The sequence below is a fragment of the Microbacterium sp. Soil_N32 genome (genome assembly GCF_057655505.1).
In genome coordinates this window covers 38716-54920 of the sequence record NZ_JBDGME010000018.1, presented here as the reverse complement: position 1 = coordinate 54920, position 16205 = coordinate 38716, and the positions used below count along the sequence as shown (strand labels likewise).

At 69.6% G+C, this 16205-nt stretch carries 16 protein-coding genes, 2 tRNA genes and 1 pseudogene; 6 read left to right on the top strand and 13 right to left on the bottom strand.

Going from position 1 to position 16205, the window contains the following annotated elements:
• Positions 1-117: 117 nt before the first annotated feature.
• Both AC3A3J_RS06565 and AC3A3J_RS06560 read left to right on the top strand, forming a co-directional pair.
• A pseudogene (locus AC3A3J_RS06565) lies at positions 118-318 on the top strand (type IV toxin-antitoxin system AbiEi family antitoxin domain-containing protein); the annotation flags it as partial.
• A 222-nt stretch (positions 319-540) separates the two neighbouring features.
• The gene (locus AC3A3J_RS06560; RefSeq protein ID WP_487671772.1) at positions 541-1020 is read left to right on the top strand and encodes an endonuclease domain-containing protein; all 480 of its coding nucleotides are present in this window, start codon (positions 541-543) and stop codon (positions 1018-1020) included.
• A gap of 132 nt (positions 1021-1152) precedes the next feature.
• Here the strand turns inward: AC3A3J_RS06560 and AC3A3J_RS06555 are convergent, their stop codons facing one another.
• The 4 genes from AC3A3J_RS06555 to sigK form a co-directional block, all read right to left on the bottom strand.
• Positions 1153-2037, bottom strand: a complete 885-nt coding sequence (locus AC3A3J_RS06555) for an aminodeoxychorismate lyase (RefSeq protein ID WP_487671510.1) — start codon at positions 2035-2037, stop codon at positions 1153-1155.
• 208 nt (positions 2038-2245) lie between these two features.
• Complete coding sequence (locus AC3A3J_RS06550; protein WP_314651292.1) at positions 2246-2875, bottom strand: DNA-directed RNA polymerase subunit beta; 630 nt, start codon at positions 2873-2875, stop codon at positions 2246-2248.
• Between the two features lie 29 nt (positions 2876-2904).
• Entirely contained in the window at positions 2905-3696 is a 792-nt protein-coding gene (locus AC3A3J_RS06545; protein ID WP_487671509.1) for an anti-sigma factor, read from the bottom strand.
• Positions 3693-4292, bottom strand: a complete 600-nt coding sequence (gene sigK / locus AC3A3J_RS06540) for an ECF RNA polymerase sigma factor SigK (RefSeq protein ID WP_487671508.1) — start codon at positions 4290-4292, stop codon at positions 3693-3695. The genes AC3A3J_RS06545 and sigK overlap by 4 nt, the downstream gene beginning before the upstream one ends.
• Before the next feature lie 253 nt (positions 4293-4545).
• On the opposite strand from sigK, the gene AC3A3J_RS06535 reads away from it, so the two are divergent.
• The 3 genes from AC3A3J_RS06535 to AC3A3J_RS06525 all read left to right on the top strand — a co-directional run bounded on the left by AC3A3J_RS06535 (position 4546) and on the right by AC3A3J_RS06525 (position 6096).
• A complete protein-coding gene (locus AC3A3J_RS06535) occupies positions 4546-5214 on the top strand; it encodes a fasciclin domain-containing protein (protein ID WP_487671507.1) in 669 nt (222 codons plus the stop codon).
• Positions 5215-5360: 146 nt separating this feature from the next.
• Positions 5361-5433, top strand: a tRNA-Lys gene (locus tag AC3A3J_RS06530).
• A 114-nt stretch (positions 5434-5547) separates the two neighbouring features.
• On the top strand, positions 5548-6096 hold the full coding sequence (locus AC3A3J_RS06525; RefSeq protein WP_487671506.1) for a type 1 glutamine amidotransferase domain-containing protein: 549 nt from the start codon (positions 5548-5550) through the stop codon (positions 6094-6096).
• A 15-nt stretch (positions 6097-6111) separates the two neighbouring features.
• On the opposite strand, the gene AC3A3J_RS06520 is transcribed toward AC3A3J_RS06525, so the two are convergent.
• The 3 genes from AC3A3J_RS06520 to AC3A3J_RS06510 form a co-directional block, all read right to left on the bottom strand.
• Positions 6112-6630, bottom strand: a complete 519-nt coding sequence (locus AC3A3J_RS06520) for a CGNR zinc finger domain-containing protein (protein WP_487671505.1) — start codon at positions 6628-6630, stop codon at positions 6112-6114.
• Between the two features lie 251 nt (positions 6631-6881).
• On the bottom strand, positions 6882-7415 hold the full coding sequence (locus AC3A3J_RS06515; protein WP_487671504.1) for a DUF1697 domain-containing protein: 534 nt from the start codon (positions 7413-7415) through the stop codon (positions 6882-6884).
• Positions 7412-7993, bottom strand: coding sequence for an isochorismatase family protein (locus AC3A3J_RS06510; RefSeq protein WP_487671503.1), 582 nt, complete (start codon positions 7991-7993; stop codon positions 7412-7414). The genes AC3A3J_RS06515 and AC3A3J_RS06510 overlap by 4 nt, the downstream gene beginning before the upstream one ends.
• Positions 7994-8169: 176 nt before the next feature.
• On the opposite strand from AC3A3J_RS06510, the gene AC3A3J_RS06505 reads away from it, so the two are divergent.
• Positions 8170-9087 (top strand): M23 family metallopeptidase, encoded by a 918-nt coding sequence (locus tag AC3A3J_RS06505; RefSeq protein ID WP_487671502.1) that lies wholly within the window; start codon positions 8170-8172, stop codon positions 9085-9087.
• Between the two features lie 53 nt (positions 9088-9140).
• On the opposite strand, the gene AC3A3J_RS06500 is transcribed toward AC3A3J_RS06505, so the two are convergent.
• The 6 genes from AC3A3J_RS06500 to topA all read right to left on the bottom strand — a co-directional run bounded on the left by AC3A3J_RS06500 (position 9141) and on the right by topA (position 16185).
• The gene (locus tag AC3A3J_RS06500) at positions 9141-9644 is read right to left on the bottom strand and encodes a hypothetical protein (protein ID WP_487671501.1); all 504 of its coding nucleotides are present in this window, start codon (positions 9642-9644) and stop codon (positions 9141-9143) included.
• A gap of 126 nt (positions 9645-9770) precedes the next feature.
• Positions 9771-9846 (bottom strand) — tRNA-Thr (locus tag AC3A3J_RS06495).
• A gap of 92 nt (positions 9847-9938) precedes the next feature.
• Entirely contained in the window at positions 9939-11498 is a 1560-nt protein-coding gene (locus AC3A3J_RS06490) for an alpha/beta hydrolase (protein ID WP_487671500.1), read from the bottom strand.
• Positions 11495-12652: a DNA polymerase III subunit delta' gene (locus tag AC3A3J_RS06485; protein WP_487671499.1), complete on the bottom strand. Its 1158-nt coding sequence runs from the start codon at positions 12650-12652 to the stop codon at positions 11495-11497. Before AC3A3J_RS06485 ends, AC3A3J_RS06490 begins: the two co-directional genes overlap by 4 nt.
• A 45-nt stretch (positions 12653-12697) precedes the next feature.
• On the bottom strand, positions 12698-13345 hold the full coding sequence (gene tmk / locus AC3A3J_RS06480) for a dTMP kinase (RefSeq protein WP_487671498.1): 648 nt from the start codon (positions 13343-13345) through the stop codon (positions 12698-12700).
• Positions 13342-16185 carry a type I DNA topoisomerase gene (gene topA, locus AC3A3J_RS06475; RefSeq protein WP_487671497.1) on the bottom strand — a complete coding sequence of 948 codons (2844 nt, stop codon included), beginning with the start codon at positions 16183-16185 and terminating at the stop codon, positions 13342-13344. The genes tmk and topA overlap by 4 nt, the downstream gene beginning before the upstream one ends.
• Positions 16186-16205: the final 20 nt, after the last annotated feature.

Here is a 16205-nt window from a genome sequence, read left to right as displayed (position 1 = left end):
CCGCCCTCTGCTCGGCGCGTCGCAGCGCGACACTCCGCGTTCGGTAGGAGTGGTCTGGGTTTTCGTGTGGGCCACGGTGAGTTGAGACTCCCTCCACAGGTGTGAGCGGGTGGGAGGGTGTGCTGTTTCCTGGAGAAACAGGGGTATGTCGGCGGTCGGGCGGCGCATGATCGGGCGGTGTCGTTCATCCGAGCCTCCGCAGCACTCGCCTCCTTGGGGCGCATGGCGCGCACCGCGGAGCTCCGTTCCCGTGGAGTGACGGCGGCGGAACTCTCGCGAGCCGTGCGAGAGGGAGAGATCCTCCGCCCCCGTCAGGGCGTGTACGCCCTCATCGACACCGACCCGCTTCTCCTCCACGCCGCAGAGCACGGAGGAACCATCGGCTGCGCGGACGCCGCCGCGCGGATCGGCCTCTGGGTTCTACAGCGGCCGCACCGGCCGCACGTCTGGATGGGGTCGGCCGGAACGCCCCGGCCCGGGTGCGACTCGTGCACCATGCACTGGGATGCCGGCCGCGTACGCGTCGGCCAGGCTCCGCCTGTGGCCAACATCCTTCTGCAGATGGCCGCATGCTGCGGGGAGGATGCGTTCTTCGCGGCGCTCGAGTCGGCTCCCCGGCGTGCACTCCTCTCCGCCGCCGGGGCGCGGTGGCTGCAGCGACATCTGCCGGTGAGAATGAGGTGGCTGATCGCGTTCGCACGGGCGGATTCCGACAGCGGCCTGGAATCGCTCGTTCGTCTGCGGCTGCATCGCATCGGGATCGATGTGCGCTCGCAGGTGCACATCGCGGGCGTCGGGGAAGTCGACCTCGTGATCGGAGACCGCCTCCTCATCGAAGCCGACGGTCGCGAGAACCACGAGCGTGAGCACGAGAGGGCGAAAGACCTGCGGCGCGACGCATCCGCTGCATCCGCCGGCTATACGACCCTGCGCTTCACCTACGCCATGATCGTCGCTGACTGGCCACTCGTCGAGGCGGCGATCACCGGCGCCATGGCCCGGGGAGCGCATCTCGCCTGACCCCTCGCTCCGGCCCGCGCGCGGTGAAAACGGAGACGAGGGGCGTCACGGTCGGCGTGTCGCTCTTCGACACACCGTGATGGGCGAAGACGGCCTGGGTTTCCGCCAGGAGGGCAGCCCAGAGCAGGAGGGTCAGGTGCGGGGCGAGAGCAGGTAGGCGTTCAGCGCGTCGGTCAGGGCGCGGTCGACGGGGAGCGGGGTGCCGTCCACCGCGGTGATGGCCGTCGCGAGGCGCACGCTCGACACGAGCCACGCGGCATCCGCCCGCACCAGATCGGATGCCGGGATGCGCTCGTACCCCGTCTCGAACCCCTGCGCGGCGAGGTGCTCGTAGACGCTGAGCTGGGTGGTCCCATGCAGGATGCCTCCGTTCGGCGCCGGTGTGATGAACCGGTCGCCGAACCGCAGCACCAGGGAGGCCGTCGGCGCTTCGAGCACGAAACCGTCGCTCGACAGGAAGATCGCGTCGTCGGCGTCGCGGCGCTTGGCCTCGCGCAGCGCGGCCATGTTCACGGCGTACGAGAGCGTCTTGGCGCCGAGCAGCAGCCACGGCGCACGTTCCGCCGCGCCGAGGTCGTACCCGCGGTCGAGGGTCACCACGCGCACACCGTCGCGGCGCACCGCGCGGAAGTCGGCGGCGGGAGCCGCCGTCACCCACGCGGTCGGCGTCGGCCCGTGCTCGACGCCGCGGCTGAGGATGAGTTTGATTACGGCCTCGCCTTCGCCGCAGTCCGCCGCGGCGACCTCGATCGCCTGCCGCCACTGCTCGGCGTTCGGCACCGGGAGGTCGCACAGACGCGCCGAGTGCGCCAGCCGCTCGAGGTGCGGCACGACCTCCTGCGCGTGGCCGTCGATGACGCCGATCGACTCGAACACGCCGTCGCCGCGCTGGGTGCTGAGCTCCCCCACGCTCAGAGCAGGGGCGGCGGCGTCGACGCGCGTGAACGTGTCGCGGAAATCCGTGCGGCTCTCCGACGCGTCGACGGGATCGATGATGAGGGCGAAACGGCGGTCCATGCTCCGAGCCTAGAGGGCCGGGAATACCTCCGCTCGTATCGCGTTACACTGGTACAGGCCGGGCCGCATAACCCCGGGCTCCAATTTTCGCCGCTGCGAGCGGCCTTCCGCCGAGAGGCGTTCTTGCGGCCCGGTCTTTTCTTTGCCCGCGGCAGCCCGCCTGCCCGCGACTCGCCGCTCGATCACACGCGCAGCCGTCGGGCCGCGCTCAGGCCAGGGTCCCGGCTCGCCACAGCGCGCCGGATGCCGAGAGGTCCTGCGCGTAACTGCTGAGGCGGGATGCCCGCGCGGTGAGTTCGCTCGCCCGTTCCGGCTCGGTCGGCTCGTAGTCGTCGGCGGTGTGCGTCGCGCCGGAGGCCTGCACGCGGCAGAACGACGCCGCGCGCTCGAGGGCCACGGCGAAGTCGCCGCGGAACGCCCCTCGCAGGATGGTGTCGATGAGGGTCACGATCTCGTCGGGCCCCGCTGGCACCGGCGCACCGGCGATCGCCGCGTCGGCCGAAGCGAGCTGCACCCTCCCCCGCTCGTACAGCAGGGCGGCCGTCTGCGGGTCGGCGTGGATGGCGAGCTGCAACAGGTAGAGGCGCCACAGCGCCCCGGGAAGAGTGCGCGCCGGGGCCTTCGCCCACAGCTCCGCGATCTCGTCGATCCCGTGCTCGGCCGTGAAGGCGACGAGTCGCTCGGCGCTCACCCCGCTCTCGTCAGCGCGAACGCGCGCCAGGAGGGCGGATGCCGTGGCGTGCGCGATCCTGGTCTCCTCGGCGGGGTCGTGCGCGCCGACCAGGTTGTCGAAGTCGCTGGACGGACGCCGGACGGGACGGTGGTGCTGCTCGGGCATCCCTCCAGGGTACGCGCGATCCCTGCCGCTCAGGCGGTGGGGATGACGATCACGGGGTCGGTCGTCGGCGTGCCGTCGGGCGATCCGCCGGCCTGCTCGACCGTCACCGCGATGACGTCGCCCTCGTGCATCTCTCCGTCGAGCACCGCGGTCGACGTGGTGCCGTCGGCATCGAAGGTGCCGGCGGGGATCGGGGTCTCGCCCCGCACGAACCACAGCTCGTAGGTGCGGCCGTCGGCCGGGGCGGCGAGCCCGTCGGTGACCAGCACTGCCGACCCCACCGAGGCGGACCAGTGCGCCGTCGCGGTCGTGCCGTCATCGAGCGTGACGCTCGCCTCCTGCGCGTCGGCGGCACCCTGGATCTGCTCCAAAGCGACGACGCTGGCCGGGCGATTGAGCGCGTCGTTCAGCGCGACGGCGCCGACCCCGACTCCGACGAGCAGCGCCAGGCATGCGGCGAGCGCGAACACCGCCCGCGACCAACGGCGCGGCGGGCGGATCTCCCCGCCCGACGCGGTGGTCGACGACTCGGACGGCGCGGGGTCGCCCCCAGTCGCAGCATCCGTGTCGACGGTCTCAGGAAGCCGCACGTTCTGCGGCGTGGTCGCGATCTGCGCGAGGAGCGCCGCGCGGATGTCGGGACGAGGCGCCTCGTCGGTGAACGGGGCGGCGAGCTGCGCCGCCGTCGCCTCATCGGACTCGACGATGTCGTGCCACTCGGGATGCTCGACGAGGGCGCGCCGGAAGAGCATCTCGTCGTCCGAGGAGAGCGCGTGCAGCGCTGCCCCTGCGGAGAGTTCCGCGAAGTCCTTCTCGTTCATGCCGTCACCCCCATTGCCGTTCGGAGACGGGTGAGCCCGTCTCGCATCCGTGTCTTGATCGTTCCCAGCGGCGCGCCCAGCAGCGCCGAAATCTCGTTCTGACTGTAACCACCGTAGTAAGCGAGGACGATGGCCTCGCGCTGGGCCTTGGGAAGTCCCGCGAGCGCTGATGCGACGCGTTCCCCCTCGATGCTCAGTTCGACCTGCTCCGCGACGCTGTCGTGCGCGACGCCGATGTCCCGCAGCCCGGCCTTCACGTCACGATCCGTGCTCGACTGCGAGGATCGTACGCGATCGACCGCCCTGCGGTGTGCCATCGTCATGATCCATGTTCGTCCTTGCCCCTTGTTCGGAGCGAAGCGCGAGGCGGATTGCCAGATCTCGAGGAATACTTCCTGAAGCACTTCCTCGCTCTGGGAGCGGTTCACCAGCACCCGAAGGATGAGACCGAGAACCCGCGACGACATGGTGTCGTAGAGCTCTGCGAAGGCCGCCTGATCTCCCGAGGCGACGGCGACGAGGAGGTCGGCCACGGCGTCGCGCGCCGGACCGTCCTCGGGAACATCCATCCCATCGATGACCATCCTCTCCAGCATGCCGCATCGGTGTCCTTCGCGCGCGCAGGCGCGAGGGGGTTCCCCGGTCGCAATCGAAGCGTTATGGATGCTGGTCGGTGTCGCCGCGAGCGGTCTCGACGCCCGCACACACGGCGTTATCCGCCCCTACGAGCCGCGAAATCACGCGGATTTCAAGAAAGTTCGAACTTTTTCCCATCCGATCGCGGGGCGCTTCCGAACAGCTGTCAACGCCACGGAGAGGCCGTGGTGGAAACGCTTGAAGGAGCATGAGATGTTCAGCACCAAGAAGAAGGTCACCGCAGCACTGACGCTCACCATCGCGAGCGCATTCGCCCTGTCCGCATGTTCGATGGGCAGCGACACCGGCAGCAGCGACGAGTCGATGGAGCCGTCCTCGGCCCCCGAGACGTCGCAGTCCAGCGACGACATGGAGATGGACCCGGCGGCGAACCTCGTCGGCCCCGGTTGCGAGGCGTACGCCGAGCAGGTGCCGGACGGTGACGGATCGGTCGCCGGCATGGCCCAGGACCCGGTGGCGACCGCCGCCTCGAACAACCCGCTGCTCACCACGCTCGTGGCAGCCGTGAGCGGTCAGCTCAACCCCGACGTGAACCTGGTCGACACGCTCAACGGAGACGAGTTCACCGTGTTCGCCCCGGTCGACGACGCCTTCGCCAAGATCGACCCGGCCACCATCGAGTCGCTCAAGACCGACAGCGCCACGCTCAGCTCGATCCTGACGTACCACGTGGTCCCCGGCCAGGTCGAGCCGTCCGACATCGTCGGCACGCACACCACGGTGAACGGCGCCGACCTCGAGGTCACCGGCAGCGGCGACGAGCTCATGGTCAACGACGCCAACGTCATCTGCGGTGGCGTCCAGACCGCCAACGCCACCGTGTACCTCATCGACACGGTGCTGATGCCGCCGGCACAGTAATAAGCCAGGGAGAGTGCTGCTGAGGAGCAAGGCACACCCTGACCTTCTCCCGCTCTGGGGAGGACCGGGAGAAGGATGAGCGGAGGGCCGTTGACGATGGCTGTGTCGTCAACGGCCCTCTTCTGTGCGCCCTAGACTGGGAGCACGGGCCTCTAGCTCAGTTGGCAGAGCATCGGACTTTTAATCCGCGGGTCGTGGGTTCGAGCCCCACGGGGCCCACCGCATGGCATCCGGCGTCTATCAGCCTCTCGGCCGGGTCGCCACCCCCTTCACGCATCGCTCGGATCGCGGGAGAGTCGGGACATCCCACCGACCTCCACGAAAGGAACGATCATGGCGACCCTCACGAACAAGCGAGTGGCATTCCTGGCGACCGACGGCTTCGAGGACAGCGAGCTCACCAGCCCGTGGGAAGCCGTGACGGGTGAAGGCGCCAGCGCCACACTCGTCGCCCCCGAGTCCGGGGAGATCACCGGCAAGAACGGGCACACGCAGGCGGTCGATCTGACCTCCGGCAGCGCATCCGCCGACGACTTCGACGCCCTGGTGCTGCCGGGCGGCGTCGTCAACGCCGACCACATCCGCATGGACGAGGCCTCCGTGGCGCTCGCGAAGGCGTTCTTCGAGCAGCACAAGCCCGTCGGCGTGATCTGCCACGGCGCCTGGATCCTCGTCGAAGCCGGCGTCGTGAACGGACGCACCCTGACCAGCTACCCCAGCCTCAAGACCGACCTCCGCAACGCCGGTGCCGAGTGGGTCGACGAGGAAGTCGTGGTCGACCAGGGCCTGGTGTCGAGCCGGACTCCCGACGACCTTCCCGCATTCAACGCGAAGGTGGTCGAGGAGATCGGCGAGGGGCGCCACGAGGGCCAGACGGCCTGACCTCCGCCCGACGGATCACGCGAGCCGCGCCCGGTGCCGACGCACCGCGGCGCGGTTCGCGCATCTGACGGAGCAGAAGCGCTGGCGCCCGTTGCGGGTGACGTCGACGACCACACGCGTGCACGGCGCGGCCTCGCAGCGCGCCAGACGCTCCATCCCGCGGGTCACGAGGTGCAGCGAGGTGCCGAGGCTGATGATCGCGCGCAGCACGAACGGGAGTGAGGGCACGTCGTCGCGGTAGTGCAGGTGCCACCCCTCCCCGTCGTGATTGGTGAGCCGCGGATAGGCGGCGGACTGCTCCAGCTGCGCGTTCAGCAGTGCGGCGCGGGCGTCCGCATCCGATGTGTCGACGATGGCGAGCCAGTCGTCGATGACGTCGCGTACGCGGGCGTGGTCATCGGATGCCGGGGGAAACGTCATCGTCATGCCGAGCTCGATCGTTCGCGCCTCGACGCCGGAACGGTCGGCCGGCCAGTCGTTCGCGAGCGAGGCGGCGAGGAGCACGGCGTACTCCCCGTAAGGGTTGAGATGCATAAGGGCATTACATCACGCTGAGGGCATGACCTCGTTGCACACGCGTCCGCTTCCCCTCCCTCGCTCGCTCGAGGCTGCCCACGAGCACGCCTGGATCACGGAATCCCGTCACCGCACCAGCGAGGGCACGGTGCTGTACGTGCGCTGCACGGCCTGCCCCACACGCCGCGTCGACCTGAAGCGAACGGATACCGCGTCGGACTCGAGAGTGCCGGCACCGCTGTCGCGCACCGTCGGCGACCCCGCTGCCCCTAGGCCGTGAGGTCGGCGAGCCTCTGCACGGTGCGGAGGTTGCGGGCGGTGCCCGCGACGCCCAACGCCCGGTCCAGCACCGCCTTGGTGAGCTTGGTGGTGTGCACTCCCCCCTTTGCGTAGTGGATCCACAGGTCGCGCCCCACGAGCGCGATCTCCTCCCCCGGAACCAGCCTCTCGCGCAGCGGATCGACCGCGCCGTCTCGGGGGTCGCCCTCGAGGAACATCGCGTGCAGCAGGTTCTCCACGGGATCGACGAACGGGTGTGCGGCCAGCGCTGCCGTCAGCTCGTCGTGCGAGCGATGGATCACCGGAGTGTCGACGTCGAAGCGCTCGTGGATGAGTCTGCGCACGTGCGCGCACGCGCCGACGACGTCGTCCGGGGTGGCACACACGATGTTGCCGCTCGCGATGTACGTCGACACCTCGCGGAGCTCGCCCGCATCGGTCAGTGCGTCGCGCAACTCGGCCATCGGCACACGGTTGCGACCGCTCACGTTCACGGCACGCAGCAGCAGGACGCTCCGGCTCACGCCGACGTGCTCTCGAGCAGCTCGGCCCCCGCATGCGCGAGCTCGACCAATGCCGCCTCGCTCGACTCGGCACCGACCCCGGCGATGAGATCGGTCAGCACACGCACGCGCACCCCGTGAGCCACGGCATCCAGAGCGGATGCCCGCACGCAGTGATCCGTCGCGATGCCGACGACGTCGGCGATCAGCACCCCGGCGGCGGACAGCACCTCCCCCACGGTCCGGCCGTCGTCGGTCACGCCCTCGAACATCGAGTACGCCGGTCGCCCCTGGCCCTTGCGCACGTGGTGGGTCACCGCATCCGTGGTCAGCAGCGGGTCGTACTCGGCACCCGGCGTGCCGGCAACGCAGTGCACCGGCCAGGAGTCGACGTAGTCGGGCGCCGATGCGAAGTGGCCGCCGTTGTCACCCTCGGCATCGTGCCAGTCGCGCGACGCGATGATGACGTCATACTCCGCGGCGTGCGCGTCGAGATACGACGAGACGGCCGACGCGACGGCATCGCCGCCCTGCACGGCCAGCGCGCCGTTCTCGGTGAAATCGTTCTGCACGTCAACGATGAGGAGTGCTCTGCTCATGCTCCGAGCGTAGTCCGACGCGCCGACATCGCGACGGAGCGCGAAACCCTCGAACGTACTCCGAACGCGTGCCGTTCGTCTGTCGTCCGAAATGGGGACAGACAGGTCGCCCGTCGTGAGGTTTCCTATCCGAGGCCTCGTGCTCCGCGAGGCACCCATCCACGAAGGAGAAGACGATGAGCAGATCTTCGCTCGATCCCCCGGACGACCCGATGCGGTCCCCGGACGACCCTCTACGCCATCCCGTCGGTCGCCGACGCTTCCTGGCCCTCGGCGCGACGGCAGTCGCCGTCTCGATGCTCGGCCCCGGGCTCCTCGACGCCGAGCCGGCGGCCGCTGCGACCGTGACCTGGGGGCATCCGTTCGCCTATCGGCAGCCGGCCGGGTCGCGCTTCGGCATGCGACGCGGGCGGATGCATCAAGGGCAGGACTATGCCGCCGCCATCGGTACACCCGTGCACGCGGTCGCCGATGGCGTCGTCACCAGCCGAGGCGTGCTCGGCACCAACGGCGCTTACGGGAACGCCGTGTTCGTCACGCACACCGGAGGCTGGAGCAGCCGCTACGCGCACCTGCGGGAGCCGTCGACGCTGACGGTCGGCCAGCGGATCACGCGCGGTCAGTTCGTCGGGTTCGTCGGCAACACGGGCCGTTCCACCGGCCCGCACCTTCACCTGGAGGTGCGGAAGAACGGCTCGGCGGTGGACCCCTACCCCCTGGTGCAGAAAGCACCGCTGGCAACCGCCCCGACGGCGGCCGCCGCTCCCCTTCCTTCACCCATACCGATCATCGAGGACGACATGGCATACAGCATCATCACCGACGGGCACCACTACACGGTCGCACCGCAGTTCATCTCCCACCACGGAAGCATGGAGCAGGCGACGACCACCCGCAACGTGATCAGCGCGAGAGACGAATTCCAGACCCTCTCGTCCGCGCAGTTCACGCACATCCTGGACGGCCTCGGCATCCCCCGCGAAGCGGTGCGCCCGGGCGCGGTCCTCGACCCTCAGGCGGGAACGCACCGAGCCGGGGGTGTCTGGTCGCGGGAGCGCGAGATCCTCGCCTCGCTCGCGAAGCTCGCCGCCTGAGGCACCGTGTGGGCGTCCGGCACGGATGGGGTGCCGGACGCTCTCACGAGAGGTCAGCCGCGTACGGCTCCCCCCTCCTGCATCCACTCCTCCACACGATCGGCCTGGTCGCCGGCATCGCTCGATTCGGGGAGGAACGTCACCGAAGCGGCGAGGATCGCCACCGCAGCGGCGCGCTTCTGCTCGCGGACGTTCGCATCCTCGAAACGGCCTGCGGCGGCAACGCGCTCGGCGCTCAGCCGGTCACTGATGTCGGCCAGATGCGCGGTGATGGCCGCAGCGAGCCCGTCCCGCAATTCCTCCAGGGTCGTGTTCGCGATCTCGAGACGACGATCGGAGACACGCAGTTCGACCAGCGGGTAGCCGAGGGCGAAGAAATGGTCGTGCGTCGCGCTGGACTCGATCGCGGCCACCTCGTCGCGATCGGCCTTTCGCGTGAATACCGCCTCGACGGTGTAACGATCGGGGGCGTCATCGGTCATCAGCGTCGCGGGGAGTGATCCGACCAGGACCGACCCGAGGCCGAGAGGGCTTTCGTTCTTCAGTTGTGTTCTCATCTTGTGACGGTACGCCCCCACCCTGGGCGCGCTCACAGTAATGCGCGCCGACGCCGGGGGCGCGTGCGCCGGCTCACGGGAGGGACGGCGAAACCCCCGGAATCCTGAGGGATTCCGGGGGTTTGATGGAGCCGCTTGTCAGAATCGAACTGACGACCTTTTCATTACGAGTGAAATGCTCTGCCGACTGAGCTAAAGCGGCGTGCGACGGACGAACCGGCGCGATCACCGATATTACCCTGTCTCGCGTCCGCTCGCGAATCGAGCCCGTCGGATGCGCGTGTCACCCGCGAGTCACTCGCAACGGAGGCCGTCCTCCGGCACCACATCGTCGAGCAGGAAGGCCTCGACCGCGTCGTCGACGCAGCTGTTCCCCTTGTTGTAGCCCGTGTGCCCCTCGCCCACCCGGGTGATGAGCACGCCCTCCTCGAGCTGCCCCGCGAGCGCCTCCGACCACTCGTACGGCGTGGCGGGGTCGTTCGTCGTGCCCACGACGACGATCGGGCCGGCGCCCTCGGCCGTGATCTCACCCCGCGTGCCGGTGGGCGGGTAGGGCCAGACCTCGCACGAGTCGGGACCCGACCAGTACGGCGCGATCGTCGGCGCTCCCTCGGCGATCTCCGCCGTCGTGGCCGCCTCGACGGCGGGGTCGTCTTCGACGGGGTAGTCCATGCAGTTGTAGGCGCGGAAGGCCTCGGTGGAGTTGTCGGCGTAACCGCCGTCCTCACGACCGTTGTAGAAGTCCGCGAGAATGAACGCCGTCGTCGGGTCTCCCTGCAGCGCCTCGTCGAGCGCCTGCGTCAGGTAGGTCCAGCTGTCCTGCGAGTAGAGCGCGGCGATGATCGCCGTCATCAGGGCGTCGGCGCCGAGCATCCGTCCGTCGGCGTTCTCGAGCGGCGACCGGTCGACCGATGCGAGAAGAGCGCCGAGATCGGCCATCGCGTCGTCGACCGAGCCGGAGAACGGGCAGCTGCCCGAGTCGAGGCAGTCCTGCATGTACGCACGGAGCGCCGACTCGAAGCCGAGAGCCTGCGTCGCGCCCACCTCGAGACCCGGGACGGACGGATCGATGGCGCCGTCGAGAACGAGGCGTCCGGCCTTCTCGGGGTACAGGCTCGCGTAGGTGGCACCGAGGAAGGTGCCGTACGAGAACCCGAGGTAGTTCAGCTCGGTGTCGCCGAGCACCGCACGGAGCAGATCCATGTCGCGCGCCGAGTTGACGGTCGTGATGTACGGCAGGATGCCGCCGCTGTTCGCCTCGCAGGCGTCGGCGAACTCCTGGTGGCCCGCGAGCAGCTCGCTCTCCCACTCGGCACTGCCGCGGGGAGCGCTGGGGATGTCGTAGAGGTAGGCGTCCATCTGCTCGGCGTCGAAGCAGCGGACCGCCGTCGACTGGCCCACGCCGCGGGGATCGAAGCCGATCACGTCGAAGTTGGCGATGAGATCGGCACCGACCGCGAAATCGAGGCTCTCGCTGATGAGGTCGACGCCGCTGGAGCCCGGACCGCCCGGGTTCGTGAGCAACGACCCCACCGGCTCCTGCGACGCCCGGTGTCGGACGACCGACAGTTCGATCTCGCCTGCGTCCGGGTTCTCCCAGTCGAGGGGCGCGGTCACCGTGGTGCAGTCGAAACCACTGGCGCCGCAGTCGTTCCATTCCAGCGTCTGGGAGTAGAACGGCAGCAGCTCGGCGGAGACGCCCTCGGTGTCGGGCGCCTTGGTCGTCGACGGTCGCGGCGCGGCCTGCTCGGGGATCGCGGCGTAGAGGCACCCGGAGAGGGCGACGGATGCCGTGAGCACGCCTGCCAGAACGGCGGCGGCGCGGCGGAGACGGGACGTCTGCTGGATCTTCACGGTGTCCTCCCGCTCGCGACGGTCACGAGCAAGCTCTCGAGGGCGAGCAGCGGTGCGACGTTGCGCTCCAGCGACTGCCGGGTGTCGGCCAGGTGGTCGAGTACGACAAGCGTACGGGTGTCGGGCCACGCCTGCGCCAGCGCGGCCAGTTCGGGCTGCAGCTCGCGGTTGATGAGCTGGTCGGCGCGACCGAACTGCAGCATCACGACGTCGCGGAACAGCGACTGCAGGTCGGTGAGCACGCGGTCGATCCCGTCGCGGAGGCTGCGGGTGCCGCGCTTCTTCTGCTCGTCCTCCAAAGCCGAGAGCTGACTGCGCAGCGCGGGCGGCACGGCCTGCCCTTCCCCCACGCCCACCATCCGGAGCAGGTTCGCGCGCTCGGCCGCATCCCGCTCGGCCGTGAGCGCCTTCGCGTCGTCGGTCGCCGCTTGGATGATGCGCCCCGCGACCTCGACGGCGTCGCCGACGCCGCGCACCCCGAGGACCGCGCGGAGGGTCTCGTCGCGTCGGCGTCGCGCGGGCTCATCGGTCGCGAGGCGCTGCGCCATGCCGATGTGGCGTTGCGCGTGCCGGGCCGCCTGCTCGGCGACGGCGGCATCCACCCCCGTGCGCAGCGCGATCAGCCGTGCGACGTCGTCGACGTCGGGCTCGCGCAGCCGCAGCGAGCGGACCCGGGAGCGGATGGTCGGCAGCAGGTCGGCCTCGCTCGGGGCGCAGAGGATCCAGACGGTCTGCTCCGGCGGTTCTTCGAGTGCCTTGAGCAGCACGTTCGAGGTGCGCTCGACCATGCGGTCGGCGTCTTCGACGACGATCACGCGATAGCGGCCGGACGACGGCGAGAAATACGACCGCTCGACGAGGGCGCGCGCCTCGGCGATCGTGATGATGACCTTGTCGGTCCGCAGCGCGGTGACGTCGGGGTGCGTGCGTGCGAGCACCTGCCGCATGGTCGCCTCGTCTTCGGGCCCCTCGGCGATGAGCGCGGCCGCGAAGGCGTACGCGAGCGTCGAGCGCCCCGACCCCGGAGGGCCCGTGATCAGCCACGCGTGCGACAGGGCGGACGGGTCGGATGCCGCGGTGCGCAGTGTCTCGACGGCGTCGGGTTGCCCCCACACGTCACCCCACGGGAACGGAGCGATCGCGGTGTCGGGCATGCACTCAGCCTAATCGGCACCACCGACGCCCGAGTGACGGGGTCGTCAACCGCCGTCGGAGGGCAGGTCGAGGAGCGCTCCCACGCGGTTGCGGACCTCGGCGGCGACGACGTCCGGCGCCTGCGCGGCGTCGATCACGAGGAAGCGCTCGGGCTCGGCGGCCGCGAGGTCGAGGAATGCCTGGCGCACCCGGCCGTGGAAATCGGCCTTCTCGGCCTCGAGGCGGTCGAACGGCTTGTCCGCTGCATCGATACGCTCTCGGGCGGTCGCGGGGTCGAGGTCGAGCAGCACCGTGAGATCGGGGAGCGCCCCCTCGGCGGCCCAGAGCGAGAGGTCGCGGATCTCCGTCGCATCGAGAACACGTCCCGCGCCCTGGTAGGCGACCGAGGAGTCGAGATAGCGGTCCTGCAGCACGACGTCACCGCGCTCGAGCGCCGGCCGCACGACCGTCGCCACGTGGTGTGCACGGTCCGCCGCGTAGAGGAGCGCCTCGGCGCGCGGAGCGATGTCACCGCGGTGATGCAGCACGATGTCGCGGATAAGCGTGCCGACCTCCGAACCGCCGGGCTCGCGGGTGCGGACGACGGCGTGTCCGGCATCCGTCAGCCAGGCGGCGAGCAGGTCGGATTGCGTTGTCTTGCCCGATCCGTCGCCGCCTTCGAGGGTGATCCAGCGACCGCGGCGTGCGGTCACGAACCGGCCTTCTTCGCCGCCGCGTTCGCAGCGCGCGTCGCCGCCGCCTTCTTCGCCGCCGCAGAACGGGCCGCGGCCTTCTCGGCGTCCGCCGGGGCCTTCGCCGTCGTCTTCTTCGCGGTGGTCTTCTTCGCGGGTGCCTTCTTCGCCGGGGTCTTCTTCGCGGGGGTCTTCTTCGCGGCGGTGCGGGAGCCGCGCTTGGGAGCCGGGCCCTTCGCACGCTTGTCGGCGAGCATCTGCACCGCGACCTCGAACGTGATGTCCTCGGGCTTCTGACCGCGCGGGATCGTCACGTTCGTCTCGCCGTCGGTTACGTAGGCGCCGAAGCGCCCGTCGCGGATGCGGATCGGCTTGCCGCTGACCGGGTCGGCCTCGAACTCGGCGAGCGCGCTCGATGCGCGGCGGGCGCCGTACTTCGGCTGCGCGTAGATCTCCAGCGCCTGCTCGAGCGTCACGTCGAAGATCTGCGACTCGCTCTCCAACGATCGCGAGTCGGTGCCCTTCTTCAGGTACGGGCCGAAGCGGCCGTTCTGCGCGGTGATCTCGTCGCCCGATTCGGGGTCGGTACCGACGACGCGCGGCAGGCTCAGCAGCTGCAGAGCCGTGTCGAGTTCGATCGTGTCGACCGACATCGAGCGGAACAGCGAGGCGGTGCGCGGCTTCGGAGCGGCTTCCTTCTTCGCGCCGCGCTTCTTGGGCGCCTCGACGACCTCGCCCGTCGTCTCGTCGACGGCGGCGTCGTCGGCGACCGGATCGGCCTCCTGCACGTACGGGCCGAAGCGCCCGTCCTTCACGACGACGATCTTGCCGTTGTCGGGGTTCGTGCCGAGCACGCGGTCGCCGGCGACCGGGGCGTCGATGAGTTCCTGCGCCTTTTCAGCCGTGAGCTCATCGGGCGCCAGATCCTCCGGCACGTTCACGATGCGCGGCTTGGCGTCGGGGTTCTCGGGGTCGGCGACCTCGAGGTACGGCCCGTACTTGCCGAAGCGGAGGGTCGCGGTGTCGGTGATGCGCGTGGAATTGAGCGCGCGCGCGTCGATCTCGCCGAGGTTGTCGACGACCTTGCGCAGACCGACGTGCGCGTCGGAACCGAAGTAGAAGCCCTTGAGCCACTCGACCCTGTCCTGCTCGCCGCGGGCGATGGTGTCGAGGTCGTCCTCGAGGGCCGCCGTGAAGTCGTAGTCCACGAGCTCGGCGAAGTGCTCTTCGAGCAGGCGGACGACGCTGAACGCGAGCCAGGTCGGAACGAGCGCCTGACCCCGCTTGACGGCGTAGCCGCGGTCGAGGATCGTCTCGGGGATCGTGGCGAAGGTCGAGGGGCGGCCGATGCCCTTCTCCTCGAGGACCTTGACGAGCGACGCCTCGGTGTAGCGGGGCTTGGGCGTCGTGCGGTGCCCCTTCGCCTCCGCCTCGGAGACGGCGAGGGCATCCCCGACGGAAACGGCGGGGAGCGACTGGTTCTCGGCGGCATCCGCGTCGCCGCGCTTCTCGTCGCGTCCCTCCTCGTAGGCCTCCAGGAAGCCCTTGAAGGTGTAGACGGTTCCGGATGCCGTGAACTCCGCCGTATGCCCCGCGGCGTCGACCGCGATGGTCACGGTCGTGGTCTCGTACTTCGCGTCGGCCATCTGGCTCGCGACGGTGCGCTTCCAGATGAGGTCGTAGAGGCGCTGCTCCTCGCGGTCGAGCTCGGAGGAGAGCGACGCCGGTGTGCGGAAGTTGTCGCCCGACGGGCGGATCGCCTCGTGCGCCTCCTGCGCGTTCTTGCTCTTCGACTTGTAGACGCGCGGCTTGAGCGGCACCGCGTTGTCGCCGTACAACGAGACGGCCTGACTCCGCGCCGCCTGCACCGCCTGGGTGCTGAGCGACGTCGAGTCGGTACGCATATAGGTGATGTACCCCTTCTCGTAGAGGCGCTGGGCGACGCTCATCGCCTGCTTCGCGCTCATCGAGAGCTTGCGCCCCGCCTCCTGCTGCATCGTGGAGGTGGTGAAGGGCGCGTAGGGGCTGCGTGTACCGGGCTTCGCCTCGACCTTGGTGACGGTTCCCGTGCCGGCGGATTCGACCGCCTGAGCGAGAGCGGTCGCGGCCTTCTCGTCGAGGGTGACGACCGCGCGCTTGAGCGCACCCCGGTCGTCGAAGTCGGAACCGCGGGCGAGCTGGCCGCCGTCGACGCGCACCAGACGGATGCGGAACCCCGTGCCGCTCGCGGCGGCCGACGCGTCGACGTCCCAGTACTCGGCCGACACGAACGCCATGCGCTCACGCTCGCGGTCGACGATCAGTCGGGTGGCGGCGGACTGCACGCGGCCCGCGGAGATGCCGGTCTTGACCTTGTACCAGAGCACGGGCGACACGTCCCAGCCGTAGAGGCGGTCGAGGATGCGGCGCGTCTCTTGGGCGTCGACGAGGGCGTGGTCGAGCTCGCGGGTGTTGCCGACCGCGGCCTGGATGGCGTCTTTGGTGATCTCGTGGAACACCATCCGCTTGACGGGGACCTTGGGCTTGAGGGTCTCGAGGAGATGCCAGGCGATGGCCTCGCCCTCGCGGTCCTCATCAGTGGCGAGCAGGAGCTCGTCGGCGTTCTTCAGGGCGCGCTTGAGTTCGGCGACCGTCTTCGTCTTGCGGTCGGAGACGACGTAGTAGGGGTCGAAGCCGTTCTCGATGTCGATCGAGTACTTTCCGTAGGCCTGCTTGTCGGCCGCCGGGATGTCCTTCTTGTCGGCGAGGTCGCGGATGTGACCCACCGAGCTCAGCACCTCGTAGCCGTCGCCGAGGTAGCCCTGGATCGAGCGCATCTTCGTCGGGGACTCGACGATGACGAGCTTCTTGCCTTCAGCCAAGGGTGCGTCCTTTCTTCGAA